Source organism: Stutzerimonas stutzeri, from assembly GCF_000219605.1.
Lineage (GTDB): Bacteria > Pseudomonadota > Gammaproteobacteria > Pseudomonadales > Pseudomonadaceae > Stutzerimonas > Stutzerimonas stutzeri.
On record NC_015740.1, the window covers coordinates 2,910,964 to 2,936,763 of the forward strand.

A 25,800-nucleotide genomic window follows, 5' to 3' on the forward strand; every position below is an offset into this window, starting at 1 on the left:
TGCCCAACCGCCACGGCCCGGACACGATGAAGCGCTACGAGAAATTCGCCGATGAGATTGCCGAACTGATCCGCAGCGGCGTGCTCGCCCCCGGGGAAAAGGTGCCCTCGGTGCGCCACGCCAGCCGCACCTATGGCGTCAGCCCGTCCACCGTGTTCCAGGCCTACTACCTGCTGGAAGACCGCGGGCTGATCCAGGCGCGGGCGCGTTCGGGCTATTTCGTTCGCGAACATGTCAAGCGCCCGCTTCACGAACCGGACATCAGCACCCGCCCGGCGGAAACCACCGAGGTGGGCGTCAGCGAACTGGTCTTCTCCGTGCTCGCCTCGCTGCGCGATCCGGCCACCGTACCCTTCGGTTCGGCCTTTCCCAGCCCCGAGCTGTTTCCCCTGCAACGGCTCGCACGCTCGATGGCGCAAAGCGTGCGCGACATGCCGGCACGCGAAGTGATCGCCGAGATGACAGCGGGCAACCCGGACCTGCGCCGGCAGATCGCCCTGCGCTACATGGTCAGCGGCGTGATGCTGCCGATGGACGAGCTGGTGATCACCACAGGTGCGATGGAAGCGCTGAACCTCTGCCTGCAGGTGGTAACCGAACCGGGCGACCTGGTAGCGATCGAGTCGCCGGCGTTCTACGCCACGCTGCAGGTGCTGGAACGGCTCAAGCTCAAAGCGGTGGAGATTCCCGTCCACCCGCGCGAAGGCATCGATCTGGAGATTCTCGCCGACCGCCTCGCGCATCTGCCGATCAAGGCCTGCTGGTTCATGAGCAGCCTGCAGAACCCGCTGGGTGCGAGCATGGGCGAGGCGAAGAAACAGCAGCTGTATGAGCTGTTGCAGCGCCATCAGGTGCCGCTGATCGAGGACGACGTCTACGCCGAGCTGTACTTCACCCGGGAGCCCCCAAAGCCGGTGAAGAGCCATGATCGCGAAGGCCTGGTGATGCATTGCGGTTCGTTTTCCAAGAGCCTGGCGCCCGGCTACCGGGTCGGCTGGGTCGCCGGCGGCCGCTACGCCGAGCAGACCACCCGGCTGAAGCTGATGACCACCATCTCCCCTTCCGTGCCGGCGCAAGCCGCCATTGCCGACTATCTGCAACATGGCGGCTACGACCGCCACTTGCGCAAGCTGCGCCACGCACTGGAGATGCAGCAGGGCGCGATGCTCGCCTCCGCCGCGCGCCATTTCCCGGCGAGCACGCGGGTTACGCGCCCTTCTGGGGGCTACTTTCTCTGGTTCGAATTTCCCGAGCAGGTGGACTCGCTGCAGCTGCTGCAACTGGCGCTGGCCCAGGGCATCAGCCTGGCGCCGGGGCCGATCTTCTCGGCCACCCAGCGCTTTCGCAACTGCGCGCGGCTGAACCATGGCCATCCATGGGACGCCCGCAGCGAGCAGGCGATGGAGCTGCTGGGCAGGATGCTGAAGTCCTTCTGAGCGTCTGACTCAGGCGCAATCCACCGGTAGCTGCCCGCGGCCGCTCTTCATCAGGTACATGCGCTCATCGGCCTGCTTGAGCAGCTGCGCCTCCACTTCGCCGTCCTCCGGGTAGAGGGCGATACCAATGCTCATGCCGATCTCCAGGCTGTGTCCGGCAATCGGCAACGGCGCCTCAAAGGCGTCGCGGATCTTGGCCACCACCCGCTGGGCGTCCTCCGCGTCGATGATGCTTTCCAGCAATACCACGAACTCGTCACCGCCCAGCCGCGCCACCGTATCGGTGTCCCGCACGCAACCGCCGAGGCGTTCGGCGACGGTCTGCAGCAGCCGATCACCGCCGCCATGCCCGTAGGTGTCGTTGACCTGCTTGAACCGGTCCAGGTCCAGGTAGAGCAAGGCGATGCGCCCGCCGTTGCGCCGCACCCGTGCCAGCGCCGTGCTCAGTCGATCGCGGAAGCACGCGCGGTTCGGCAGACCGGTGAGCTCGTCGTACTGCGCCATGCGCTCCAGACGCGCATAGAGCTGCTTGCGCTCGATTGCCGTGACCACCTGGGTGGAAACGAACTGCAACAGCTCCTGATCCTTCTCGGTGTAGGGCGCCGCGGTGCTCTTGAGCAACAGGACGCCGATCACGCCCTCGCTAGAGTTGAGCGGCACACCCAACCACCAGGCGTGGAGATCCCCGTCACCGAGCGGGAGCGCCAGCGCACGCATTGAGTCGGCGTTGAAGCGCAACGCTTGTGCGCCATGCAGAACGGAAAAGCACAGAGACGCCGCAGGCTCCGCCGGCAGAGCAGTCGCGTCGAGCGCCAGCGCCTGGTAGGGATAGGCGAGTTCGCCGCTGGCAGTATTGCGGATGGCAACGATAAAATCGTCCACCGGCAGCAGCTGCGCAATGGTCTGATGAATCTGCTGATACAGCGCGGCCAGATCTTTCGCGCCATGCGCCGCTTCGGAAATGGAATAGAGCGCCGCCTGCATCGCTTCGGATTGCTTGCGCTGGGTGATGTCGCGCGCCACGCCGATGCGCAGTTTGTTATCGGTCGACCAGCAGGCCGACCACATGATGTGCACTACGCCGCCGTCCTTGCGCACGTAACGGTTCTCGAAGTGCAGCAGCGGCTGATCGGCCATGACCGAGCGGGCCGCGGCCATGGTCCGTTCACGGTCTTCGGGATAGACCATCTCGATCATCCGCTTGCCGAGCATCTCCTGCGGCGTATAGCCGAAGATGCGCTCACACGCGGCGCTGGCGTAAACGAAGTTGCCTTGCGCATCGACGACGCAGATCGCGTCCAGCAGCAGATCGACGACACTTGCCAGGGGCGCGCAGCTATCTGTCTTCACGGCGGCGAACCTACTCGGCCATTGGGCACGGGCCGGGCGATCGACACTTCGTGGATCGAGTGATCGCCCATTGCCCTGCTTCAAGCATCGCCCATATTTCCCTGGCCGTGCTGATTTTTTCAGCCCTCCATCTCACTGCACCCAGTGCGGGTAGTAGCCGAGCGATGCCTGGGTGTCGGCATCGCGCAACGTCGCAATGCCTTGCGCACCGCCGACGTCCTGCTCGGGCCGGTCGCCGCGGAAGAAAAAGCGACGACCATCGGCAAGGGTCAGGTACAGGCCAACCGCGCCGTGTCCGGCCAGCGGTACCAGCACCAGCTGTCCGTCGCCGAACAGGTCCAGGCTCTGCGCGTGCCCGAAATAAGGCCGTGGATCGAACTGCAGGGGCTGCCAGTCGATCGGATGGCGGAACTGGCTCGGCAGTACCGCTGGTGGCGTCGCCGTCTGCAGGTAGTCGAGACTGTCCGGACTGGCGAGCACCGGCACGCCCGGAAAGTCGACCAATCCGGAGGCATGCTCCCAGCGCACGCAGCCCAGCACGATGCGGTCGACCGCCAGGCCATCTCGCTCCAGCTGGTCGCGTACCGGCTGTACCTCGCCGTAGCGCTTGGATCGCCACGGCAGTTCGGCGTCCAGCTGCTCGTCGATCTGCCGCCCCAGCCCGGTGCCGAACAGCAGACGGGTACCTCGATGTTCGATCAGAATGGCGATGTGCTGGGTCTGTGGCTGAGGCTGCCAACCGCCGCGGCGCAGCAGGAAGTCGCCACTCTCGCTCTGCGCCGTCCTCACCAGACTGAAGCGCAACCCTTCCGCTACGGCGTTGGCCGACGCCACTGCCGCCAGCAGCGCAAGCAACAGCAATGCGCCGAGCCGCCGGATGCGCCCACCGAGCATCCACACCTTATGTGCGTTCATGGCGGCTACAACCCCGGCATGCCGGCATAGCCGGGCAACGCGCGAATGCGCGCGAACCACGCCTGCAGCGCCGGATATGCCTGCAGATCGAGCCCGCCATCGCCTCCGAGCGCAACGTTCGGGTAGACGGCGATATCGGCGATGGTCGGCGCGCTCGTCTGCGCCAGCCAGGCGTGCTGCGCGAGATGCCGTTCGAGCAAGCGCAAGGCGCTGGCGGCACGCGCCTGGGCCAGCGACTCGTCGATGGGCCGACCGAACAGCTTGCCCAGACGCAGGGTAGCCGGACCGTGCTGCACCTCGTTGGCAGCGAAGCTCAGCCAGCTGGCGATGCGGCCCTGGGTCTCGGCGTCCTGCGGGTACCACTCAGGGGCATAACGCTGGGCCAGATAGACCAGGATCGCCTGGGAGTCTCCCAGTCGAAATTCGCCGTCTTCGAGCACCGGAATCTGCCCGCGCGGGTTGATCTCGCGAAACGCCGGCTGCTTGTGCTCGCCGGCCAGCAGGTTCACCGGCACCCGCTCGACCGGCTGGCCGATCAGGCTCAGGAACAGGCGAACCTTGTGGCAATTGCCGGACAGCGTCAGGTCATGGAGCTTCATGGTGTTGCCCTCTGCGATGGGTGTGACTGGATAATAGACAGACCTGTCTGTACACTGCAAGCACCACGAAGGAACGACAGCTGGAGCGTGCGACGAACGCCCCCGCATAATGGTCGAACCGCAGGAGGTAACCATGGCATCGAACAAGCGCGACCAGCTGCTCAACACCGCAGAGAATCTGTTCTATCGCGAGGGTTATCACGCCACCGGCATCGACCGCATCCTGGCCGAGGCCGGAGTGGCCAAGATGACCCTGTACAAGCACTTCAAGTCCAAGGACGAGCTGATTCTCGCCGTGCTGGACGCCCGTCACGAACTGATGCTGACGCGCCTGCGGGAACGGGCCGCCAGGCTGCCGCCGCGCGAAGCGCTACTGGGCATTTTCGATGGGCTGCACGGGATGATTCACGGCAACGATGCGTTCTGCGGCTGCCTGTTCATCAACGCTGCGGCGGAGTATCACGATCGGGATCATCCGATCCATCGTCGCTCGTCGGCCTACAAGGCGGAGTTGCTCGACTATCTGCGCGAGCTGCTGGAGCGTCTGGACGCGCCGCAGCCGCTGCAGCTGGCGCGGCAGCTGCAGTACCTGCTCGAAGGGGCATTGAGCATGGCGCACATCGAGGGGCCCGGCGAGCAGGCCCTGAACGCCAAGGCCGCCGCCGAATGCCTGCTGAACGCCGCAGACATCTGAGCGCGCCTGTCGGGCGCGCCCGATAGGCGCCGTCAGTGGGCGCTGGCCTCGCCTTCGCGAACCCGGAACCAGGCCGCGTACAGCGCCGGCAGGAAGAGCAACGTCAGCGCGGTGGCGACGATCAGCCCGCCCATGATCGCCACCGCCATCGGCCCGAAGAAGATGCTGCGCGATAACGGGATCATCGCCAGTACCGACGCCAGCGCGGTGAGCACAATCGGCCGGAAGCGGCGCACGGTGGCCTCGACGATGGCGCTGAAGCGCGCCTGCCCGGCACCGATGTCCTGCTCGATCTGATCCACCAGGATCACCGAGTTGCGCATGATCATTCCCGACAGCGCGATGGTACCGAGCATCGCCACGAAGCCGAACGGCTGGCCGAACAGCAGCAGGAACAATGCAACACCGATGATGCCCAGCGGCGCGGTGAGAAAGACCATGGCCGAGCGCGAGAAGCTCTTGAGCTGCGCCATCAGCAGGGTCATCACGACGATGACGAACAGCGGCAGGCCGGCGTTCACCGAACGCTGGCCGCGCTCGGAATCCTCCACCGTGCCGCCGACCTCCAACAGATAGCCGCCAGGCAACTGCGCACGGACGTCCGCCAGGGTCGGCTCGATCTGCCGCACCAATGCCGCCGGCTGCTCGTCGCCGTAGACATCGGCACGCACGGTGACCGTCGGCAGGCGGTTGCGGTGCCAGATCACACCTTCCTCGAAGCCGTACTCCAGCGTCGCCACCTGCGACAGCGGTACGCTGCGGCCGCTCTCGGTGGGGATCGCCAGGCTCGGCAGCATGGACAGCTCGAGCCGTTCACGCTCGGTGCCGCGCAGGAGGATCTCGATCAGCTCGTTGTCTTCACGGAACTGGCTGACACTGTTGCCGATGAAGGTTCGCCGCAGGAAGCCGGACAGCTCCGCGGTGCTCACGCCCAGCGCACGGGCGCGATCCTGATCGACGTTCAGGCGCACCATCTTGCTTGGCTCCTGCCAGTCCAGATGGACGTTGGCCACGTGCGGGTTCTCGCCGACCTTGGCGGCGACCTGCCGCGCCAGCCCGCGCACCACATCGATGTGCTCGCCGGTGACACGGAACTGCACCGGGTAACCCACCGGCGGGCCGTTCTCCAGCCGCGTCACGCGGCCGCGCAGGCTCGGGAAGTCCTCGCGCATGCGCTCGATCAGCCAGCTGCGCAATGCCTCGCGGGACTCGATGCTGTCGGCCAGCACGACGAACTGGGCGAAGCTGGTCGCCGGTAGCTGCTGATCCAGCGGCAAATAGAAACGCGGCGAGCCGGTGCCGACATAGGCCACGTAGTTGTCGATGCCGGCCCGCTCCTTGAGCATCTGCTCCAGCCGCGCCACCTCCGCTTCGGTCGCCTTCAGCGAGGCGCCTTCGGCCAGCTTGAGGTCCACCATCAGCTCCAGACGGCCGGACGCGGGGAAGAACTGTTGCGGCACCAGGCGGAACAGCACCACGGCGGCGGCAAAGATCACCAGGGTGAGCAGGATGACGGTCTTGCGGCGGCGCACGCAGAACGTCACCACGCGCCGCACGCGCTGGTAGAACGGCGTGGCGTACGGATCGTGGCCGTCGCCGCCGCTCTGCTTGTGCGCCTTGGCCATGTCCGGCAGCAGCTTCTCCCCGATCAGCGGCACGAACATCACCGCAGCGATCCAGGAGGCGATCAGCGAGATCGCCACGACCTGGAAGATCGAACGGGTGTACTCGCCAGTACTGGAGTTGGCGGTGGCGATGGGCAGGAAACCGGCGGCGGTGATCAGCGTGCCGGTCAGCATCGGGAACGCAGTGCTGGTCCAGGCGAAGCTGGCGGCGCGGAGCCGGTCATAGCCCTGCTCCATCTTGATGGCCATCATCTCCACCGCGATGATCGCGTCGTCCACCATCAACCCCAGCGCCAGCACCAGCGCGCCGAGGGAAATCTTGTGCAGGCCGATGTCGAGGTAGTTCATGGCGGCGAAGGTCATGGCCAGCACCAGCGGAATCGACAGCGCCACCACCAGACCGGTGCGCACCCCGAGCGAGAAGAAGCTCACCAGCAGTACGATCACCAGCGCCTCGATCAGCACCTTGACGAACTCGCCGACGCTGGTCTTCACCGCCGCCGGCTGGTCCGAGACCTTGCGCAGCTGCATGCCGGCCGGCAGTTCCTGCTGCAGCCGGGCGAACTCCTGCTGCAGCGCCTCGCCCAGTATCAGGATGTCGCCGCCACTCTTCATCGACACCGCCAGGCCGATGGCCGGCTCGCCCATGAAGCGCATCCGCGGCGCAGGCGGGTCGTTGAAACCGCGATGCACCTCGGCCACATCACCGATGCGGAACGTGCGACCGGCGACGCGAATGGGGAAGTCGCGAATCTCCTTGACCGTCTCGAAACTACCGGTCACGCGCAACTGCACTCGGTCGCTGATGGTCTCGACGAAACCGGCGGCGCTCACCGCGTTCTGGGCCTCCAGCGCCTGACGCACGGCTTCCAGCGGAACGCCGAGGGTCGCCAGCTTGACGTTGGAAAGCTCGATCCAGATCTTCTCGTCCTGCAGGCCGATCAGCTCGACCTTGCCGACGTTCTTCACCCGCTGCAGTTGCAGCTGAATGCGATCGGCATAGTCCTTGAGGATCGCGTAGTCGAACCCTTCGCCAGTCAGCGCGTAGATGTTGCCGAAGGTAGTGCCGAACTCGTCATTGAAGAACGGTCCCTGTACGCCCGGCGGCAGCGTGTGGCGAATGTCGCCGATCTTCTTGCGGATCTGGTACCAGAGGTCGGGAATGTCCTTCGAGCGCATCGAGTCGCGCGCCATGAAGGTGACGTTGGACTCGCCCGGCCGTGAGAAGGAGACAATGCGCTCGTACTCGCCGGTCTCCATCAGCTTCTTCTCGATGCGTTCGGTGACCTGGCGTGAAACCTCTTCGGCCGTCGCGCCCGGCCACTGGGTCTGGATGACCATGGCCTTGAAGGTGAACGGCGGGTCCTCGCTCTGCCCGAGCTTGCTGTAGGACAGCGCACCGACGAGGGCCAGCAGCAGCATCAGGTAGACGACGATCTGTCGGTTCTGCAGCGCCCAGGCGGAAAGATTGAAGCGCATCGCGGTTACTCCTGGGCAGCCAGCTCGACGGGGCGGTTGTGGCGATCGACCGGCCGCACCGGCTGGTTGTCGCTGAGCATCTGCCCTCCGGCCAGCACGATCCAGTCAGCGGCAGCGAGCCCATCAAGCACCGGCACCAGCTGCTCACCGAACGCACCGGTACGGACCTCGACACGCTCCACGGTGGAGTCGGGTCTGAGCCGCCAGACGTACGCCCTGCCCTGTTCGGCGCTGAGTGCGGAGAGCGGCACCGCCAGCGCAACGTCGCCGTCACGGCGGATGCTCACCAGCGCGCTCTGCCCCAGCTCGGCGGGCACTTCCTGTTCGGTGAAGGCGACGCGGGCGGAATAGGTCCGCGACTGCGCGTCCGCCGCCGGCGAAAGCTCGCGAATCTGGCCGCGGTATTGCCGGCCCGGCTGCGACCAGAGTTCGACCTCCACTTCCTGACCGACCCGGTAGCGCTCCAGCGACTGCTCCGGCAGGTCGATGGCGACCTCGCGCTCACCATCGGCCGCCAGCACGAAGGCCGTCTGACCGGCCGCCACCACCTGGCCGACCTCGATGCGGCGCTGGGCGATCAGCCCATCGCGGGTGGCCCGCAGCACCGCATAATCGACCTGGTTGCTGGCCACGTCGAACTCAGCCCGCGCCTGCTGCAGTCGGGCCGTCGCGGCGCGGTAGGCATTGTCGGCATTGTCGAACTGCGACTGGCTGACCAGCTGACGACCGAGCAGCGCCTGATAGCGGTCGTACTCCGCCTTGGCCACCCGCAGGTTGGCTTCCGCTGCGGCCACCTGGGCACGCATGCCGTCCAGCTGCAGGCGCACGTCCTGCGGATCGAGGCGTGCCAGAGGTTGGTCCTTGCGCACACGGTCGCCCGCTTCGACCAGGCGTTCGACGACCTTGCCGCCGATGCGGAACGCCAGTTCAGGCTCGTAGCGCGCGTGCACTTCGCCGGGGTAGCTCTCGCGCGCTTCGCTGGCCGGTTGCGGATGCACGACCATGACCGGCCGCGGCAGTTGCTGCGGCGGCTCGCCGTTACCACAGGCGGTCAGAGTGAGCGCTAAGCCAAGCACGGAGGCGAAGGACAGGACATGTCGGAACACGATGAAGGTCTCTCTGTCGCGAAGCGGATTGGAATACTTATACTGCGCGGTATAGTAAAAATAGCGTACCAGCCAGTCCAGTATTAAAACGCCCATGATAGAGAATCATTCACCCTCGCCCGGCCCCGGCCGCCCGAAGGACCCTGCCAAGCGCGAGGCGATCCTTGCTGCGGCGCAAGTCTTGTTCCTCGGCAACGGCTACGAAGGCAGCAGCATGGAGGCCATCGCCAGCGAAGCCGGTGTCTCCAAGCTCACGCTGTACAGTCATTTCAAGGACAAGGAAGCGCTGTTCTGCGCCGCGGTGAAAGCCACCTGCGAAACGCGACTGCCGAGGCGCCTGTTTCAGGTGGAGGCCGATTGCGACATCGAGAAGCTGCTGCTGGAGATCGGCCGTGCCTTCCATGAGCTGGTCAACAGCCCAGAATCCATTGGCCTGCATCGGGTGATGGTGGCGATGGCGACGCAGAACGCAGGCTTGGTGAAGATGTTCTTCGACGCCGGTCCGCAGCAGCTGCTATTGGATTTGCAGCAGCTGTTCGGCCAGGCCGACAGCCTGGGCCTGCTGCGCATCGACGACCCGCTGCGCGCCGCAGAACACTACTGTTCGCTGATCAAGGGCGCGCAACATTTCCGCCTGCTGATCGGCTATGCCGAGGCACCGAGCCAGGCGGAAAGCGATCAGCATGTGGCGGATGCGGTGGGCCTCTTTCTGCGCGCCTACCGCGGCTGAATCCGGCGCTGCGTCATCTGCCCGCCGGGATCAGGCCTGCAGCTTCTTCTTCGGGTAGATGTCGTAGCGACTGGACTTGCCTTCCAGACTGTAGCCGGGCTTGCTGCCGTCGATGGCCGGCGCCTTGCGTGGTCGCTTGACCACCACCCGATGGCTGGCCAGTTCCAGGGCAGCGGAGAGCAACGCCGGCGCATCCAGATCGTCGCCGACAAAGGGACGGAAAAGGCGCATCTCCTTCTTTACCAGCGCACTCTTGTCGCGGTGCGGGAACATCGGGTCGAGATAGATCACCTGGGGCGGCTCGCCCCGCCACTGCTGCATCAGATCGATGGCGTTGCCCTCGAGCAGCCTCATCCGCGCGGCGATGGCGGCCACGTCGGCGTCCGCCGCCGCGCGGCTGAGGCCGTCGTCCAGCAGCGCCGCGATCAACGGTTGACGCTCGATCAGACTGACCTCGCAGCCCAGCGTCGCCAGTACGAAAGCATCACGCCCGAGCCCGGCGGTGGCGTCCAGCACCCGAGGTCGGATACCGGGCTGAATGCCCACTGCCTTGGCGATCATCTGCCCGCTGCCCCCACCGAACTGACGCCGATGCGCCGCCGCACCCTCTACGAAGTCCACCCGCACCGGCCCCGGCGCCTGTGCCTCGAGCAGCTGCAGCTGCAGACCGGCCTCGCCCACCTGCAGCGCGAACTCGGCCTCGGCCAGCTCCTGCGGCAAACCCAGGCGCTGCGCCCATTGGCCAGCGACTGCGGCGAATGACGGCGCGAGCGGCTCGACCCGAACCAGAGGATTGCTTGCGGACATGGGGCACCCGAGATCGATTCAAAGCGGCGCATTGTGCCAGAGCAGGCCTGCGGGCGTCCGGGCTGGCACACCTAACGGCACATGCCGAAACCGCCCATATCCACATGGAAGTGATCGTGATGGGCCGCGTTGTATTCCGGCCCCAGCGTCACGTTGAAGGCCTTGCAGGCCGCATCACGCACCTGACGCAGGAAACGCGCCTTGTCGCCCTCGCCCTGCCAATCCCTGGCCACCGTGATGCGCGTGCCGTCCTGCAGATGAAAGCCGGCCAGGTCAAGCGCGTTGGCGCTGGCGTGCTGGCTGCGACGATTGCTGCGGGCGATGTTGCGGCAGGCGAAGCTACCGAAATGATCGATACGCACCACCGGCTGGCCGAACACAGCCTGCGCGGCCGGCTGCAGACCATGCATCTCGAACATCGCATAGGCGGCCGCCAGTGGGCAGGTCGCCAGAAACGGCCCGTTGAAACGCACGTCCGAACCCTGCACCCGCACACTGTTCTCCACCGGGCAGCCAGGTTCCGGCGTACTGTCCGGCACAGCGGTGTAACGCAGCGGTGCCGTGGCCAGCGCCTGTTCGCAGAGGGAGCGATCCTGTTGCAGGCGGCGAAGCTTGAGCGAGGTCAGCAGGTTCGGCGGCTCGCGAATATCCAGCGGTGCCCAGGGATTCCAGCGCGGCGGGATATCGATCAGTTCCTGCCGCACCGCCAGCACGAAGCCGGCCAGCAGCATCAGCAGAACAAGGAAGAATCGGCCGAAGGTCATACCCTATGGGCAACGACGCAGCGGCGAAGTTGAACGCGGTGTTTTACAAAACTGGTCAGGCGGCCCGTTCAGTCCAACAGCGACAGCTGCGGCGCCTGACGGACGGCGGCAAGCGCTGGCATGCCGGGCAGCCGCTCGCTCAGCAGCTGGTGGAAGCGCATGGCCAGTTCCGGTGCGCGGTGGTTGTCCGGCGTATGCAGATAGACGTGCGGCGTCTTGCCCGCCTCGATCCAGCCCGCCACCTTGTCCAGCCAGGGTGCGAGAAAAGGATCGTTGGTTTCCAGCTGCGGGTGGCCAACGAAGCGCAGCTGCGGCGAATCACTAAATGCCACCGGCCGCACCGGCAAACGTGGCTTCTTGCTCTGCGCATGCAGCACAGCCGGATCACGGGATTGGCAGCTGAACAGCGCCCGACTGTCGAGACAGATGCGCTCCACGCCGCGATCGCGCAGCAGACGATTGAGTGCTCGCTCGCCCTCACCCTTGTCGAAGAAGGCCGGATGGCGCACCTCGATGGCCAGCGGCGCCGCGAAGCCTTCGATGAAGGCGACCAGCTCCGCCAGCCGGGCCGGACCGACGCTGGCCGGCAGCTGCAGCCAGAATGGCGTTACCCGCCGCCCCAGCGGCTGCAACAGGCGCCGGAAGGAGTGCGCCGTATCCAGCGCTGCATGCAGATTCTCGGCCTGGCTGATCTCCCGGGGAAACTTGGCGCAGAAGCGAAAATCGTCCGGCATCTGGCTGGCCCAGCGCTGAACCTTGTCGTCCGACGGCCACGCATAGAGCGTGGTATTGCCCTCGACCGTATTGAATACCGCGCAATAGCCAGCCAGGAATTCGGACGCCGGCGTACCCGGCGGGTAGAGCGAGCCGAGCCAGGCGCTCTCGTTCCAGGAGGGGCAACCGAGAAAATAGGGAAGCTGTAGCAGAGCGAAGCGCCTCAGGCGTAGAGATCGAGCCCGAGCACCTCGGTGTCATCGAGGTCGATACGCATGCTGGCGGTGCTGGTATAGCTGGCCAGGGCCAGGGCAACCCGACTGGAAAGCGGCCGCTCGGGTTGCGGCTCGTCATAGCGGAAGGCGGCGTAGCGCTCGACCAGCGCGCTGGAATTGACCCGCTGCTGCGGGCGATCGGCCTGCGGCTGATAGTCCTGCCCGGTGCGCGAATCGACACCGCGCTGAGCCTGTGCGGCCCGCTGCGTTTCCCCATAGCTATCCGCCGCCCTGCCGGTACGGGCAGAACGATCCGTTGCATAGGGGACAGGGAGGAAGCTATCGACGCGCATCATTGAACTCGATCAGAGGCCCGGCGACTCTAACGGGCGGCCATGGCTTTGGCAACGGCTCGCGTCATTTGATCCCTTTCGGCGTCGCGACGTTGTCGCGCAGGTACACCGGCTGGGCCTGATCGGCCTCCAGCGCCTCGCCACGCTGCCAGGCAAACGCAGCCAGGCGCAGCAGGTCTTCCGCGTGGGGCAACAGGTCAGCATCGCAGCCCTGCACCACTACCGGTATGCGCTCGGAGTAGCCCCAGCCGGTGCCGGCGCCGAACCAGTCGCCGTCCGCAGCGCGCGGCAGAACGGCCTGCTCCGGTGGCAACACGGCCTCGCTGCCGACCAGCCGCATCTCCCCGCGCTGCTCGCGGTAACAGCCCCAGTAGACCTCGTCCATGCGTGCGTCGATGGCCGCGGCGACCTGCGTCGTGCCCTGTTCGCGCCAGGCCCGCTGCGCGATGGTCGCCAGGGTGGACACCGGCAACACCGGGCGCTGCAGGGCGAACGCCAGCCCTTGCACCACCCCGATGGCAATGCGTACGCCAGTGAAGGCGCCCGGCCCGCGGCCAAAGGCGATGGCATCCACAGCCGACAGCGCGACGCCGGCTTCGCCGAGCAACGCCTGCACCATCGGCAGCAGACGCTGGGCGTGCAGGCGCGGGATCACCTCGTAGTGACTCGCTACCTTGCCGTCATGCAAAAGCGCGACTGAGCAGGCTTCGGTGGCGGTATCCAGGGCCAGCAGAGTGGTCATCAGGGCGTTCCGGTCGGTGAAAAAGGCGCCGATTCTAACGTATTCACGCACCGGGTTGCGTCGCGCAGCCGGAAACGAAAATGCCCGTATCCGGGGATACGGGCATCATCGACGCGTGTCGCTCGAAATGATCAGCTCAGGGCAGCAAAGACCTTGGCGGTGATCTCTTCCACGGAACCGACACCTTCGATACGGCTGTACTTCGGCGTGCCTTCGGCGGCGGCCAGGCTCTGGTAGAAGTCCACCAGCGGCTTGGTCTGCGCATGGTAGACGGACAGGCGATGACGCACGGTCTCTTCCTTGTCGTCTTCGCGCTGGATCAGCTCTTCGCCGGTCTCATCGTCCTTGCCGGCAACCTTCGGCGGGTTGTGCTCGGTGTGATAGACGCGACCCGAGGCCGGGTGTACACGACGACCGGCGATACGGCCGACGATTTCCTCGTCATCGACGGCGATCTCGATCACGTTGTCGATGCGCACGCCCGCTTCCTTCAGCGCCTCGGCCTGGGGAATGGTGCGCGGGAAACCGTCGAAGAGAAAACCGTTGGCGCAATCGGGCTGAGCGATGCGCTCCTTGACCAGGTTGATGATCAGGTCATCGGATACCAGTCCACCTGCATCCATCACGCTCTTGGCCTTGAGGCCGAGTTCGGTGCCAGCCTTGACAGCCGCACGCAGCATGTCGCCCGTGGAGATCTGCGGAATACCGAATTTTTTGGTAATGAAGCCTGCCTGGGTACCTTTGCCGGCACCGGGCGCTCCCAGCAGAATCACACGCATGGATGAATCCTCGAGTTTCTTGGAAGGGGCGATTGCCAGCGGGCCGTTCCGGCTCGTCGCTGGCGAATCAAAAATTCTGGTTTGCCGCCATGCGACAAAAGGTTGAACACGATACACAGCGCACCGGGGCGGCACAAGCCGTCCCGAAAAGGTCTATCGGCCCTCATAAATGCGGCGATTCGACGCGAGTTGCGCACAACGGCGGCGTGCAACGACGCCGCCGCCAGCGCCCCGTGCTGCGCTCAGCCGGTATTGCGCAGACCGGCCGCGATGCCCGCCACGCTGACCAGCAGGGCCTGCTCGAGGGGGCTCTCCGCCGGGCCTTGCCGCTGCCTGGAACGCGCCAGCAACTCGATCTGCATCAGGTGCAGCGGGTCCAGGTAGGTATTGCGCAAACTGAATGCCTCCTGGGTCTTGGGGCTGTGATCGAGCAGATCCGACTGGCCGGTCAGGCTCAACACCGCCTCGATGACCTGCGACAATCGGTCACGCAAATCGCTACCCAGCGAAAGCAGCTCAGGCTGCACCAGACGCTCGTCGTAGCGCCGCGCGATGTCGGCGTCAGCCTTGGCCAGCACCATCTCCAGCATGTCGATGCGCGTACTGAAGAATGGCCAGCGCGCACGCATCTCGGCCAGCCGCTCGCCCTCCCCGCGCTGCAGCGCCCCGTGCAGCGCCTGCTCCCAGCCCAGCCAGGCCGGCAACATCAGGCGAGTCTGGGTCCAGGCGAAGATCCAGGGAATCGCCCGCAGGCTCTCGACGCCGCCTTCGCGGCGCTTGGCCGGCCGGCTGCCCAGCGGCAGGCGCCCCAACTCCAGCTCCGGCGTCGCCTGCCGGAAGTAGTCGACGAACAGCGGATGCTCGCGCACCACGCCGCGGTAGGCCGCAACACCCTCGGCGGCAAGCCGATCCATCGTCTCGCGCCAGCCGGGTTCAGGGGGCGGTGGCGGCAGCAGCGTCGCTTCGAGCACCGCCGCGAGGTACAGGTTGAGGTTCTGCTCGGCGATATCCGGCAGGCCGAACTTGAAGCGGATCATCTCGCCCTGCTCGGTGGTGCGGAAGCGCCCGGCGACCGAGCCCGGCGGCTGCGACAGGATCGCTGCATGGGCCGGACCGCCGCCGCGCCCGACGGTGCCGCCGCGGCCGTGGAACAGCAGCAGTTCGACGCCGTGCTCGCGACAGACCTCCACCAGTTGTTCCTGGGCCCGGTACTGGGCCCAGGCCGCCGCCGTGGTACCGGCGTCCTTCGCTGAATCGGAGTAGCCAATCATCACTTCCTGGGGGCCATGCAGGCGCTGGCGATAGCCCGGCAGGGAAAGCAGACGGTCGATGGTCGGTGCCGCGTTGTTCAGGTCATCGAGGGTCTCGAACAGCGGCACCACGCGCATCGGTCGCTGCAGGCCGGCCTCCTTGAGCAACAGTTGCACGGCGAGCACATCGGAGGCCGCGTGAGCCATGGAGATGACATAGGAACCCAGCGACGCCGCTGGCGCTTCGGCGATCACCGCACAGGTGGCGAGCACTTCGGCGGTATCGGCGGATGGGTGGTAATGCGCCGGCAGCAGCGGGCGCCGATTGGCCAGCTCGTGCTGTAGCCAGTCCAGGCGCTTCTGCTCATCCCACTGCTGATAGTCGCCTAGCCCGAGGTAATCGGTGATCTCGGCCAGCGCGGCGGCATGACGGGCCGCATCCTGGCGAATGTCCAGCCGCACCAGGAACAGGCCGAACACGGCCAGGCGACGCAGGCAGTCGAGCAGAGCGCCATCGGCGATCACCCCCATGCCGCAAGCGTGCAGGGAGCGGTAGCACAGCTCCAGCGGACGACGCAGCTCGGCGCAATCCTGCAGGACTTCCGCCGGCGCTGGCTGGCCGTGCTCGATGGCCGCGCGGGCCCACTCACGTGTCGCCCGCAGGCGCTGGCGCAGCGGCTTGAGCAAGACGCGATAGGGCTCGGCCGAGTCGCCGCTCTGGCGCAGCAGTTCGTCACTGGCCTCGCGCATGGACAGCGCGGTAATCAGCCCTTCTATCTCGCGCAGGTAGAGATCGGCGGCCACCCAACGGGCGGTCAGCAGCACCTCGCGCGACACCATCGCGGTGACGTTCGGGTTGCCGTCGCGGTCGCCCCCCATCCAGGAGGCGAAGCGGATCGGCGCGGCCTCCAATGGCAGGTGCAGGCCGGTGAGGCGGTGCAGGGTCGCGTCGGTCTGGCGCAGCACGTTGGGCACCGCCTTCCACAGCGAATTCTCGATGGCAGCGAAACCCCATTTGGCCTCCTCCACCGGGGTCGGCCGGTTGCGGCGTATCTCCTCGGTGTGCCACACCTCGGCGATCAGGCGCTGCAGGCTCAACTCGATGCTCGCCCGCTCGGCGTCGGAGAGATCGGTGTGATCCCGTGCCGCCAGCTGCTGGGCGATGGCGTCGTACTTCTGGATCAACGTGCGGCGCGATACCTCGGTGGGATGCGCGGTCAGTACCAGTTCGATTTCCAGGCGGCTGACCTGCCGCGCGATGAACTCGTTGTCGTGCCCGGCCGCCTTGAGACGCTCGATGAGATCGGCGAACACCCCGATCTCGAACGGCGCCGGCTCGCCTGCGGCGCGCCGGCGCACCTGATGGTACTGCTCGGCGATATTGGCCAGATTGAGAAACTGGTTGAACGCCCGGGTCATGGGCAGCAGTTCGCTCTCGTCGAGACTGTCGAGCGTTTCGGCCAGCAGCTGTGCGCCCTCTGCCGAGCCCTTGCGGGCAGCCTTGGCGCCCTTGCGGATGCGCTCGATCTTGTCGAAGAACTGATCGCCATGCTGCGCGCGGATGGTATTGCCCAGCAGTTCGCCGAGCAGGTGTACGTTGTCGCGCAGGCGCGCATCGATGATTTTCGCCATGACCTTTGCTCCTCCCGCCAGTAGCCCATGAGTTTCGCGAGCCTCGCCAGGCTTGCACGACCGTTTCGCCGCTATGCATCAGACGCTTCGCTGGGCAAACGATCCTGAACGGCTACGCTGAAATTATCTCCAATCAGAGTGCCCACCGCGCACCGCCATGACAAGGCATCGATGGCTAACGCGCGTGGGCAGCGGCACGCAAGCCACAGTCATCACCGCCATCACCGCTCGTGTGCGCGGGCATTAAGGAGTAACCATGAGAATTTCCGAGCTTGTCAGCCATTGGGAACGCGACGCCAAGGGCCGCATGAGCCATACCACCTACAGCATCCCGCTGGATGTCGAAAGCGCGGCACGGCTGGCCGCCCTGGCCGAGATGTACCCCAAGCGCAGCACCGAGGCGCTGCTCGGCGAACTGGTCGGCGCCGCTCTCGAAGCAGTCGAAACCAGCCTGCCCTACGTGCGCGGCACACACGTGATCGCGACCGACGAACAGGGCGATCCGGTTTATGAAGACGTGGGACCCACCCCGCGCTTTCTCGAGCTGTCGCGCAAGCACCTCAAGCGCATGCTGGACGAGCCAGACGCCGCCAGCTGAGTCATCGCCCGCCGTTGTCGACCGCGGTCGGGCAGCGCCGGCGGTGCCCGCCCTCCCCTTATCGTGATGCCGCGCGGAATTCCGCGTGGCACTGCCCTCGCTGCACCCTCGCTTCCCCTCCGTTTCGCTGACGACCGCTCTAGCCCGCCATTTCGACGGAACGTTTGGCGCCGTCCGGCCTCACAAAAATATGTCCCGACATCGGTAGTGCCCTAATCAGCCCACTGCCCGGCCAGGGACGGTAGCTATCCGTTAAGCAATTCGAACTGGAGACTGACCATGAACAAAGCTGTCGCAACCCACGCTTCGAGATTCCAGCTACCCAAGCTTGCAGCCATCGCACTGGGCGGCCTGCTGCTGACGGCCTGTGCGGGCAACCCACCGACCGAGCAGTTTGCGGTGACCGAATCGGCTGTGCGCAGCGCTGTCAGCGCGGGCGGCCCCGAGTACGCCGCCGTGGAGATGCGTGCCGCGCAGGAAAAATGGAAAGAGGCCGAACTGGCCATGCAGAAGGAAAACTACGAACAAGCCCGCAAGCTGGCCGAACAGGCCGAATGGGATGCCCGCGTCGCCGAGCGCAAGGCCGAAGCGGCCAAGGCGCAGAAGGCCGTCGAGGACGCACAGCAGGGAATCCGTGAGCTGCGCGAAGAAGGCATGCGCAACGTTCGCTGAGCCCGCATCAGGTTCGACATTCCATTTATTGCACAAAGGATGAATTCGTCATGCACAAGCTCGTAACCCTACCGACTCTTCTGGCTCTGAGCATTGGCCTGGTGGCCTGCGCCAATCAGCCCAATCAGAACCTCGAAGACGCTCGCAGCAGCTACTCCGCACTGCAGGCTGACTCTCGCGCCAGCAAGCTGGCCGCGCTGGAGACCCAGGACGCCGGCAACATGCTGGACAAGGCCAACAAGGCCTATCTGAACGATGCCGACGAGAAGACCGTGGACCAACTGGCCTACCTGACCAAGCGCCGCATCGAGCTGGCCGAACAGACCATTGCCCTGCGCAGCGCCGAAGAGGAACTGGGCAAGACCTCGGCACAGCGCGCCGAGGCACGTCTGGAGGCGCGCGAGGCGCAGATCCGCAAGTTGCAGGAAGACATGCAGGCCAAGCAGACCGAACGCGGCACCCTAGTGACCTTTGGCGACGTGCTGTTCGACTACGACCGCGCCGAGCTCAAGCCTGGCGGCATGCGCAGCGTGCAGAAGCTCGCCGACTTCCTCAACGACAACCCGGAGCGCAAGGTGATCGTCGAGGGCTACACCGACAGTACCGGTTCGGCCGAGTACAACCAGCGTCTGTCCGAGCGCCGTGCCGATGCGGTTCGCATGGCGCTGGTGAAGATGGGTGTGGACCCGCAGCGCATCGTCTCCCAGGGCTACGGCAAGGAGTATCCGGTGGCCAGCAACAGCGATTCGGCCGGTCGTGCCATGAACCGCCGGGTCGAGGTGACGATCTCCGACGACAACAAGCCGGTGGCGCCCCGCTCGTCGATGCGCTGATCAGCCCCGCGTAACGAACGCTCCCGACGCAGCGCTGCGTCGGGAGCGTTTTCTTATGCCCGCGCCCGCGGGCAGAGCCGTCCGCTCAGCGCAGCAGCCCGCCAGGCACCGGCTCTTCCATGCAGCGCACCGCGCGCTTCTTGTTGTCCACCAGGACGCCGGTAAGCCCCTTCTGCTCGGTATCGAACAGCACCAGCACGCCGTCGATGCACTGCGCCACTTGCGATGCTGGCTGCAACGACACGCGGTAATCCTCACCGGGAACGGTCTTGAGCATGGTGTAGTCGGCGAGCAGCAATGCGTCCTCTGGCTTGGCGATATGCAGATAGCCGTAGTACGACAGCACGGCGACCGTGCCGACGACGCTGCCGATGGCGGTGAGGATGAGCGGAATGGGATTGCGTTCGGACATGGACGATCTCATCAGGGCAAAGAGCGCCATTGTGGCAAATTCGACGGCGACGCAGGCGGCTCATTTGCCGCCGGCACGGGTTTCGCCGCGAGCCTGGTAGGTCGCCTCGTAGACCCGTTCGGCCAGCCGCGAGAACGGCAGGCTCTGGATCCAGACGCTGCCGGTGCCCTTCAGCGTCGTCAACAGCAGTCCTTCGCCGCCGAACAGCATGCTGCGCAGCCCACCGGCCAGCTGGATGTCGTAGTCGATGCCCGGCGTGAAGGCCACCAGGCAGCCGGTATCCAGGCGCAGGGTTTCGTTGTTCAGCTCCTTGCGGATCACCGTGCCGCCGGCATGAATGAAGGCCAGGCCATCGCCCTGCAGGCGCTGCAGAATGAAGCCCTCGCCACCGAAGAAGCCGGCGCCGATACGCTTGCTGAAACTGATGCCGATCCGCGTGCCGTAGGCCGCGCAAAGAAAGGCATCCTTCTGGCAGATCAGCTCGCCGCCCAGCCTGGCAAGGTCCACTGGCACCACGGTACCGGGATAGGGCGCAGCAAAGGCAACCCGCGCGCGGCCCTTGCCCTGGTTGGTGAAATGGGTAAGGAACAGCGATTCGCCGGTGATCATCCGCTTGCCCATGCCCCACAGCTTGCCGAGCACACCGCTCGCCGACCCATCGCCCATGCGTGCTTCGAAGCGCACGCCATCGGTCATGTAGTTCATCGCACCAGCCTCGGCGATCACCGTCTCGCCGGGATCGAGGATGATTTCCACGCTCTGCGCGGACTGTCCGAGGATTTCGTATTCGAGTTCGTGACTGGCCACGGCGAGCTCCTGATCCTGTGATTGCAGCGCGGCGACAGCGGCCTCGGCTGGCCTCGCCTACTTGCGCCCGAGAATGCGCAGGATACGCAGGAACAGGTTGATGATGTCCATATAGAGCGCGGCCGCACTGTCGATGGCGTTGTCCAGCGTCTTGGGAATCTGGTTAGCCCGCCCCCAGTCGACGCCCACATAGCCGCAGAAGATCAGCACCACGATCCAGTCGATGACGCCGTGGTGGATGCCGAGGATGAACACCTCGACCAGCTCGACGACGATCACCAGCAGCAACGCGATCGTCAGTGCGCTGGCGATGCTGGCGAAAAAGCGCGGAAACAGCGTGCCGAGCAGCATCATGCCGATGTTCGGGATCAGAGAATATTGGCGTAATCGGCTTCGATGCGATCCAGGCTCAGGTGATTGAGGAAGTTGGAGAAGCACATCCAGGCCGACAGCGCGTTGAGGTCCTGGAACTGCGGTGGCAGGTACTTGGGCGGCACCACCATGCCCTCGTCCACCAGCTGGCGCAGGGTGCGCATGTCTTCCAGGGTGGTCTTGCCGCAGAACAGCAGCGGGATCTGCTCGAGCTGGCCCTTGCGCACGGCGAGCTGGATGTAGTTGTAGATCATGATGAAGCCCTTCAGGTAGGACAGGTCCTTTGTGAAAGGCAGGCCAGCGGGCGTCGAGCCACGGAACACGCGGCTGGCGTTGCTGTAGCTCTCGTCGTCGCCATAGCCCTGCTCGCGGAAGAAGGCAAACACCTCCAGGAAGTCGGCGCCCTCCTCGGCCATGTGAATGGCGCGGGTGCGGTTGGTCAGCTTGCGCAGACGTGTCGGATAGGAGGCGAAGGCGATCACCTCCATCAGGATCGCCAGGCCTTCCTGAGTGACCGTGGAGGACGGCGGTCCCTTGGCGAGGAAGGTGCAGATCGGCTGGTTCTGGCCGTTGAGGGTGGTGCCGACATGCACCAGCCCTTCGTGGACCTCCAGCGCGCGCACGTCACGCTCGTTGAACAGCGCGTCGCTGCGGATCTTGATGTAGTCGGCCCCGGCGGCCGCATCGGCGAGGATGCCGTCGGACTCGAAGACGCGGATCACGCCCTCGCCTTCGCCAAACACCACGTCCAGGCGCTTTTGCAGCAGCTCGACGGCCTGCGGCGCGGTGAGATTCTTCGGCTCGTCGCGCAGGTCACCGCGATCGGCAATGTTGTTCAGGTAGTCGGAGAGCATCAGGCCAAGGTCGGCCAGGGTTGGGTCGCCGGCATGGAAAGCGTCGGACGCCGCGCCGTAGAGCTCCTGGGAGATCATTCCGAAGTCCGGCGTACCACGCGCCTCGAGCATACGGATGACCATACGGTATTCCTTGCACATGCGCCGCATGATCTGCCCGACCGGGTTGAACTGGCCGAGCTGACGGGTGATGTCGCGCTCGATGTCCTGGAATTCCTGCTTCTTCGCACTGGAGTCGAAGGCCAGCGGACGGCCTTCGTAGTAGGCGCGGTCGATCTGGGGCAGCTCGCGGCCCTTGGCGGCGAAGAACGCCTGGCGGGTCGCGTCGTCCCACTTCACCGCGTCCAGCACGCGCACCGGCGTCTGCGCCTCGACGATGCGGTCGGACAGCCCGCGTACGATGGTCTGATACTCGTCCAGATTGTTACGGCTGTTCATCAGTCCCTCTTCACGGATGCCCCGTACCCTTGAGGTTATACCCGCAACGGCCGGAGTCGGCACACTGCGGGTGGGTCGAGGCTCAATGGATCAGAGTTCCGGGCGCATGTGCGGGAAGAGGATCACGTCGCGGATCGACGGCGAGTTGGTCAGCAGCATCACCAGACGGTCGATGCCGATGCCCTCGCCGGCGGTCGGCGGCATGCCGTATTCCAGCGCACGAACGAAGTCGGCGTCGAAGTGCATGGCCTCGTCATCGCCGGCGTCCTTGTCGGCCACCTGGGCGTGGAAGCGCTCGGCCTGATCCTCGGCATCGTTGAGCTCGGAATAGGCGTTGGCGATCTCGCGGCCGCCAATGAACAGCTCGAAGCGGTCGGTGACGTTGGGGTTGCGATCGTTGCGCCGGGCCAGCGGCGAGACCTCGAACGGATACTCGGTGATGAAGGTCGGCTGTTCCAGCTTGTGCTCGACCAGCTCCTCGAAAATCATCACCTGCAGCTTGCCCAGGCCTTCGTGACCGAGCAGCTTGGCGCCCGCCTTCTTGGCGATGGCACGGGCCTTTTCCAGGTCATTGAGATCGGAGGCCGAGATTTCCGGGTTGAACTTGAGGATGGAGTCGAACACCGACAGGCGCGCAAAGGGCTCGCCGAAGTGGAACACCTTGTCGCCATAGGGCACGTCGGTGCTGCCGAGCACGGCCTGGGCCAGCTCGCGGAACAGCTCCTCGGTCAGGTCCATGTTGTCTTCGTAATCGGCATAGGCCTGGTAGAACTCGAGCATGGTGAACTCGGGGTTGTGCCGGGTCGAGACGCCTTCGTTACGGAAGTTGCGGTTGATCTCGAACACGCGCTCGAAGCCACCGACCACCAGACGTTTGAGGTAGAGCTCCGGCGCGATGCGCAGGAACATCGGCATGTCCAGCGCGTTGTGGTGGGTTTCGAACGGCTTGGCCGCGGCGCCGCCAGGGATGGTCTGCAGCATCGGCGTTTCCACTTCGAGGAAGTCACGCTCGGCGAGGAACTTGCGGATGTGGGCGATGACCTTCGAGCGCACGCGGAACGTTTCGCGCACCTCCTCGTTCACCATCAGGTCGACGTAGCGCTGGCGATAGCGCTGCTCGGTGTCGGTCAGGCCGTGGAACTTGTCCGGCAGCGGGCGCAGCGACTTGGTCAGCAGCCGCACGTTGTTCATGTAGACGTACAGGTCACCCTTGCCGGAGCGCGCCAGGGTGCCCTCGGCGGCGATGATGTCGCCCAGGTCGAAGTGCTTGACCGCCTCGACCTGCTCGGCCGGCAGCGTCTTGCGATCGACATAGACCTGGATGCGCCCGCTCATGTCCTGCAGCACCATGAACGGCCCGCGGTTGAGCATGATGCGTCCGGCGACCTTGACCGGAATGGCGGCCGCTTCCAGCTCTTCCTTGGTCTTCTCGGCGTACTGTTTCTGCAGGTCGCCTGCATAGCGGTCGCGACGGAAGTCGTTAGGAAAGGCATTGCCCTGCTCGCGCACGGCGGCAAGCTTTTCCTTGCGCTGGGCGATCAGCTTGTTTTCTTCCTCTTGGATGGCGTGCTGGTTCAGCGGTTGTTCGCTCATTGCGGGTCGTCCCGGTCAAATCGGTTCAATAGGGTGCTTGAGGCTTGAGGCGTGCGGCTGCTCTCAGAGCCCCTGTTTGAGGCTGGCTTCGAGGTACCCGTCGAGGTCGCCGTCGAGCACCTTCTGGCAATCGCTGCGTTCCACGCCGGTACGCAGATCCTTGATGCGCGAGTCGTCGAGCACGTAGGAACGGATCTGGTGGCCCCAGCCGATGTCCGACTTGCTGTCTTCCAGCGCCTGAGAGGCGGCGTTGCGCTTCTGCATTTCCAGCTCGTACAACTTGGCCCGCAGCATCTTCATGGCGGTGTCCTTGTTGGCGTGCTGGGAACGTTCGTTCTGGCAGGCCACCACGGTATTGGTCGGCACGTGGGTGATACGCACTGCCGAATCGGTGGTGTTGACGTGCTGACCACCAGCGCCCGAGGAGCGGTAGGTGTCGATGCGCAGGTCGGCCGGGTTGATCTCGATCTCCACCTTGTCGTCGATCTCGGGCGATACGAATACCGCCGAGAACGAGGTGTGGCGACGGGCGCCGGAGTCGAACGGACTCTTGCGCACCAGGCGGTGCACGCCGATCTCGGTGCGCAGCCAGCCGAAAGCGTATTCGCCCTTGATGTGTACGGTGGCGCCCTTGATGCCGGCGACCTCACCCTCGGACAGCTCGACGATCTCGGCGCTGAAGCCGCGCTTGTCGGCCCAGCGCAGGTACATGCGCAGCAGGATGTTGGCCCAGTCCTGGGCCTCGGTACCGCCGGAGCCAGCCTGGATATCGAGGTAGCAGTTGTTGGGGTCCATCTCGTGGCTGAACATGCGGCGGAACTCGAGCTTCTCGAGAATTTCGCGCAGGCGCTCGACTTCGGCCACGATGTCGTTCACGGCGCCTTCGTCGTTTTCTTCGGCGGCCATTTCCAGCAGGTCGCGCGAATCGGCCAGGCTACCGGTCAGGTCGTCGATGGTTTCGACGATCTGCGCCAGGGTAGCGCGTTCACGGCCCAGGCTCTGGGCGTATTCGGGCTTGTTCCAGACGTTCGGGTCTTCGAGTTCGCGGTTTACTTCGACGAGACGATCATGCTTCTGATCGTAGTCAAAGATACCCCCGAATTGACTGGGTGCGCTCGGACAGGTCCTTGATGCTGTTGAGGATCGGGTTGATTTCCATAGGTAGGCAGCTCTCAATCGGACGGTGCAAAAGCCGGCGATTATAACTCAGCCAACCCGTGCTGACAGCCCGCTGGGCGTGCCGGCGGACGGTCAGGAAACGGATTTGCCCTCATGATGGCTGGTCAGGCACTGACACCACGTACCTGGCTTTCCAGTTCGCCTTTGAGTTGCGGATCGAGCTGCAGGCAGCGAGCCAGTTCGTCGAGGTAGGCACGCTCCATGAAATGCTCCTCGTCGACCATCAGTACGCTGGCCAGGTACATCTCGGCAGCCATCTCCGGGGTGCTGGCGGCACTGGCCACGTCGGCCGGGTCCAGCGGCTTGTTCAGTTCGGCCTCCAGCCACTGCTGCAGATCAGCATCGGCCAGCTTGCCCAGCTCCGCCTCGATCAGCTGACGCTCGCGGGCATCGACATGGCCGTCGGCCTTGGCTGCTGCCACCAGTGCCTTGAGAATGCCCTCGCTGTGCACCTCGACCTCGGCCGGCGGCAGCCGATCGATGGTCTGCGGCGTCTGCTGCGCCGCCGCGCCCTGCTGCGCCTGCCAATTGCTGTAAGCCTTGTAGGCGAGCACGCCGAGTGCCGCCAGCCCACCGTAGGTCACCGCCTTGCCGCCCATCTTGCGCATCTTGCGATTGCCCAGCAGCAGACCCATGGCACCGGCGGCCAGCGCGCTGTTGCCACTACCGGAAAGCGCCTTGCCGAGCGAACCGCCGCCGACACCGGAGAGCAGGTCACTCAAACCCCCACCGCCGGGTTTGCCGCCCATGCCGGATTGCTGCTTCTGTAGCAGGTCCTGTCCTGACTTGAGCAGCTGATCGAGAAGGCCACTGGTTTTCATCGGATTCTCTCCACACGAAGGACGTAAAGGA

General features: G+C 65.2%; 24 protein-coding genes and 1 pseudogene. 6 read left to right on the forward strand and 19 right to left on the reverse strand.

Annotated elements, in window-relative coordinates:
* Window positions 1–26 precede the first annotated feature (26 nt).
* A complete protein-coding gene (gene mapR, locus PSTAB_RS13480; protein ID WP_013983343.1) occupies window positions 27–1,436 on the forward strand; it encodes a GntR family transcriptional regulator MpaR in 1,410 nt (469 codons plus the stop codon).
* A gap of 9 nt (window positions 1,437–1,445) precedes the next feature.
* Here mapR and PSTAB_RS13485 read toward each other — a convergent pair whose 3' ends face one another.
* From PSTAB_RS13485 to PSTAB_RS13495, 3 genes are all read right to left on the reverse strand, one after another.
* The gene (locus PSTAB_RS13485; RefSeq protein WP_013983344.1) at window positions 1,446–2,786 is read right to left on the reverse strand and encodes a sensor domain-containing protein; all 1,341 of its coding nucleotides are present in this window, start codon (window positions 2,784–2,786) and stop codon (window positions 1,446–1,448) included.
* A gap of 132 nt (window positions 2,787–2,918) precedes the next feature.
* A complete protein-coding gene (locus tag PSTAB_RS13490; protein WP_193384067.1) occupies window positions 2,919–3,701 on the reverse strand; it encodes an MBL fold metallo-hydrolase in 783 nt (260 codons plus the stop codon).
* 5 nt (window positions 3,702–3,706) lie between these two features.
* On the reverse strand, window positions 3,707–4,300 hold the full coding sequence (locus PSTAB_RS13495; RefSeq protein ID WP_013983346.1) for a glutathione S-transferase family protein: 594 nt from the start codon (window positions 4,298–4,300) through the stop codon (window positions 3,707–3,709).
* A gap of 133 nt (window positions 4,301–4,433) precedes the next feature.
* Between PSTAB_RS13495 and PSTAB_RS13500 the strand changes: the two genes are divergently transcribed.
* Window positions 4,434–4,994, forward strand: coding sequence for a TetR/AcrR family transcriptional regulator (locus tag PSTAB_RS13500; RefSeq protein WP_013983347.1), 561 nt, complete (start codon window positions 4,434–4,436; stop codon window positions 4,992–4,994).
* 32 nt (window positions 4,995–5,026) lie between these two features.
* On the opposite strand, the gene PSTAB_RS13505 is transcribed toward PSTAB_RS13500, so the two are convergent.
* Window positions 5,027–8,098, reverse strand: a complete 3,072-nt coding sequence (locus tag PSTAB_RS13505) for an efflux RND transporter permease subunit (protein WP_013983348.1) — start codon at window positions 8,096–8,098, stop codon at window positions 5,027–5,029.
* A gap of 5 nt (window positions 8,099–8,103) precedes the next feature.
* On the reverse strand, window positions 8,104–9,204 hold the full coding sequence (locus PSTAB_RS13510) for an efflux RND transporter periplasmic adaptor subunit (RefSeq protein WP_041771963.1): 1,101 nt from the start codon (window positions 9,202–9,204) through the stop codon (window positions 8,104–8,106).
* Window positions 9,205–9,298: 94 nt separating this feature from the next.
* On the opposite strand from PSTAB_RS13510, the gene PSTAB_RS13515 reads away from it, so the two are divergent.
* Window positions 9,299–9,934 (forward strand): TetR/AcrR family transcriptional regulator, encoded by a 636-nt coding sequence (locus PSTAB_RS13515; protein ID WP_011913845.1) that lies wholly within the window; start codon window positions 9,299–9,301, stop codon window positions 9,932–9,934.
* A 30-nt stretch (window positions 9,935–9,964) separates the two neighbouring features.
* On the opposite strand, the gene PSTAB_RS13520 is transcribed toward PSTAB_RS13515, so the two are convergent.
* The 7 genes from PSTAB_RS13520 to ppc form a co-directional block, all read right to left on the reverse strand.
* On the reverse strand, window positions 9,965–10,741 hold the full coding sequence (locus PSTAB_RS13520) for a class I SAM-dependent methyltransferase (protein WP_013983351.1): 777 nt from the start codon (window positions 10,739–10,741) through the stop codon (window positions 9,965–9,967).
* Window positions 10,742–10,812: 71 nt separating this feature from the next.
* Window positions 10,813–11,505 (reverse strand): extensin-like domain-containing protein, encoded by a 693-nt coding sequence (locus tag PSTAB_RS13525; RefSeq protein WP_013983352.1) that lies wholly within the window; start codon window positions 11,503–11,505, stop codon window positions 10,813–10,815.
* A gap of 68 nt (window positions 11,506–11,573) precedes the next feature.
* Window positions 11,574–12,431 carry a DUF72 domain-containing protein gene (locus tag PSTAB_RS13530; RefSeq protein WP_080564992.1) on the reverse strand — a complete coding sequence of 286 codons (858 nt, stop codon included), beginning with the start codon at window positions 12,429–12,431 and terminating at the stop codon, window positions 11,574–11,576.
* A gap of 11 nt (window positions 12,432–12,442) precedes the next feature.
* The gene (locus tag PSTAB_RS13535; RefSeq protein ID WP_041771789.1) at window positions 12,443–12,787 is read right to left on the reverse strand and encodes a hypothetical protein; all 345 of its coding nucleotides are present in this window, start codon (window positions 12,785–12,787) and stop codon (window positions 12,443–12,445) included.
* Between the two features lie 64 nt (window positions 12,788–12,851).
* Window positions 12,852–13,529, reverse strand: a complete 678-nt coding sequence (gene tsaB / locus PSTAB_RS13540) for a tRNA (adenosine(37)-N6)-threonylcarbamoyltransferase complex dimerization subunit type 1 TsaB (RefSeq protein WP_013983355.1) — start codon at window positions 13,527–13,529, stop codon at window positions 12,852–12,854.
* A 131-nt stretch (window positions 13,530–13,660) separates the two neighbouring features.
* Window positions 13,661–14,308, reverse strand: a complete 648-nt coding sequence (adk, locus tag PSTAB_RS13545; RefSeq protein WP_011913851.1) for an adenylate kinase — start codon at window positions 14,306–14,308, stop codon at window positions 13,661–13,663.
* A 242-nt stretch (window positions 14,309–14,550) separates the two neighbouring features.
* Window positions 14,551–17,190, reverse strand: coding sequence for a phosphoenolpyruvate carboxylase (gene ppc, locus PSTAB_RS13550; RefSeq protein WP_011913852.1), 2,640 nt, complete (start codon window positions 17,188–17,190; stop codon window positions 14,551–14,553).
* A 256-nt stretch (window positions 17,191–17,446) separates the two neighbouring features.
* Here ppc and PSTAB_RS13555 point away from each other — a divergent pair, with 256 nt between their 5' ends.
* The 3 genes from PSTAB_RS13555 (at window position 17,447) to PSTAB_RS13565 (ending at window position 19,293) form a co-directional block, all read left to right on the forward strand.
* A complete protein-coding gene (locus PSTAB_RS13555) occupies window positions 17,447–17,788 on the forward strand; it encodes a hypothetical protein (RefSeq protein ID WP_011913853.1) in 342 nt (113 codons plus the stop codon).
* A 279-nt stretch (window positions 17,789–18,067) separates the two neighbouring features.
* Window positions 18,068–18,460, forward strand: coding sequence for a DUF4398 domain-containing protein (locus PSTAB_RS13560; protein ID WP_011913854.1), 393 nt, complete (start codon window positions 18,068–18,070; stop codon window positions 18,458–18,460).
* A 50-nt stretch (window positions 18,461–18,510) separates the two neighbouring features.
* Entirely contained in the window at window positions 18,511–19,293 is a 783-nt protein-coding gene (locus tag PSTAB_RS13565; RefSeq protein ID WP_011913855.1) for a lipotoxin F family OmpA-related lipoprotein LptF, read from the forward strand.
* Window positions 19,294–19,378: 85 nt separating this feature from the next.
* On the opposite strand, the gene PSTAB_RS13570 is transcribed toward PSTAB_RS13565, so the two are convergent.
* From PSTAB_RS13570 to PSTAB_RS13600, 7 genes and pseudogenes are all read right to left on the reverse strand, one after another.
* Entirely contained in the window at window positions 19,379–19,705 is a 327-nt protein-coding gene (locus tag PSTAB_RS13570; RefSeq protein ID WP_013983356.1) for a hypothetical protein, read from the reverse strand.
* Between the two features lie 60 nt (window positions 19,706–19,765).
* Entirely contained in the window at window positions 19,766–20,512 is a 747-nt protein-coding gene (locus PSTAB_RS13575; protein WP_013983357.1) for a TIGR00266 family protein, read from the reverse strand.
* A gap of 57 nt (window positions 20,513–20,569) precedes the next feature.
* A pseudogene (locus PSTAB_RS13580) lies at window positions 20,570–20,872 on the reverse strand (Bax inhibitor-1 family protein); the annotation flags it as partial.
* A gap of 8 nt (window positions 20,873–20,880) precedes the next feature.
* A complete protein-coding gene (locus PSTAB_RS13585; RefSeq protein WP_011913860.1) occupies window positions 20,881–22,176 on the reverse strand; it encodes a flavohemoglobin expression-modulating QEGLA motif protein in 1,296 nt (431 codons plus the stop codon).
* Window positions 22,177–22,266: 90 nt separating this feature from the next.
* Window positions 22,267–23,769: a lysine--tRNA ligase gene (gene lysS / locus PSTAB_RS13590; protein ID WP_013983359.1), complete on the reverse strand. Its 1,503-nt coding sequence runs from the start codon at window positions 23,767–23,769 to the stop codon at window positions 22,267–22,269.
* Between the two features lie 63 nt (window positions 23,770–23,832).
* Window positions 23,833–24,928, reverse strand: a protein-coding gene (gene prfB / locus PSTAB_RS21325; RefSeq protein WP_100218733.1) for a peptide chain release factor 2 whose coding sequence is annotated in 2 segments (ribosomal slippage) — window positions 23,833–24,855 and window positions 24,857–24,928 — 1,095 coding nt in all. Because the reading frame shifts where the segments join, the coding sequence is not laid out codon by codon here.
* 124 nt (window positions 24,929–25,052) lie between these two features.
* Window positions 25,053–25,769 carry a tellurite resistance TerB family protein gene (locus PSTAB_RS13600; RefSeq protein ID WP_013983361.1) on the reverse strand — a complete coding sequence of 239 codons (717 nt, stop codon included), beginning with the start codon at window positions 25,767–25,769 and terminating at the stop codon, window positions 25,053–25,055.
* Between the last annotated feature and the right edge of the window lie 31 nt (window positions 25,770–25,800).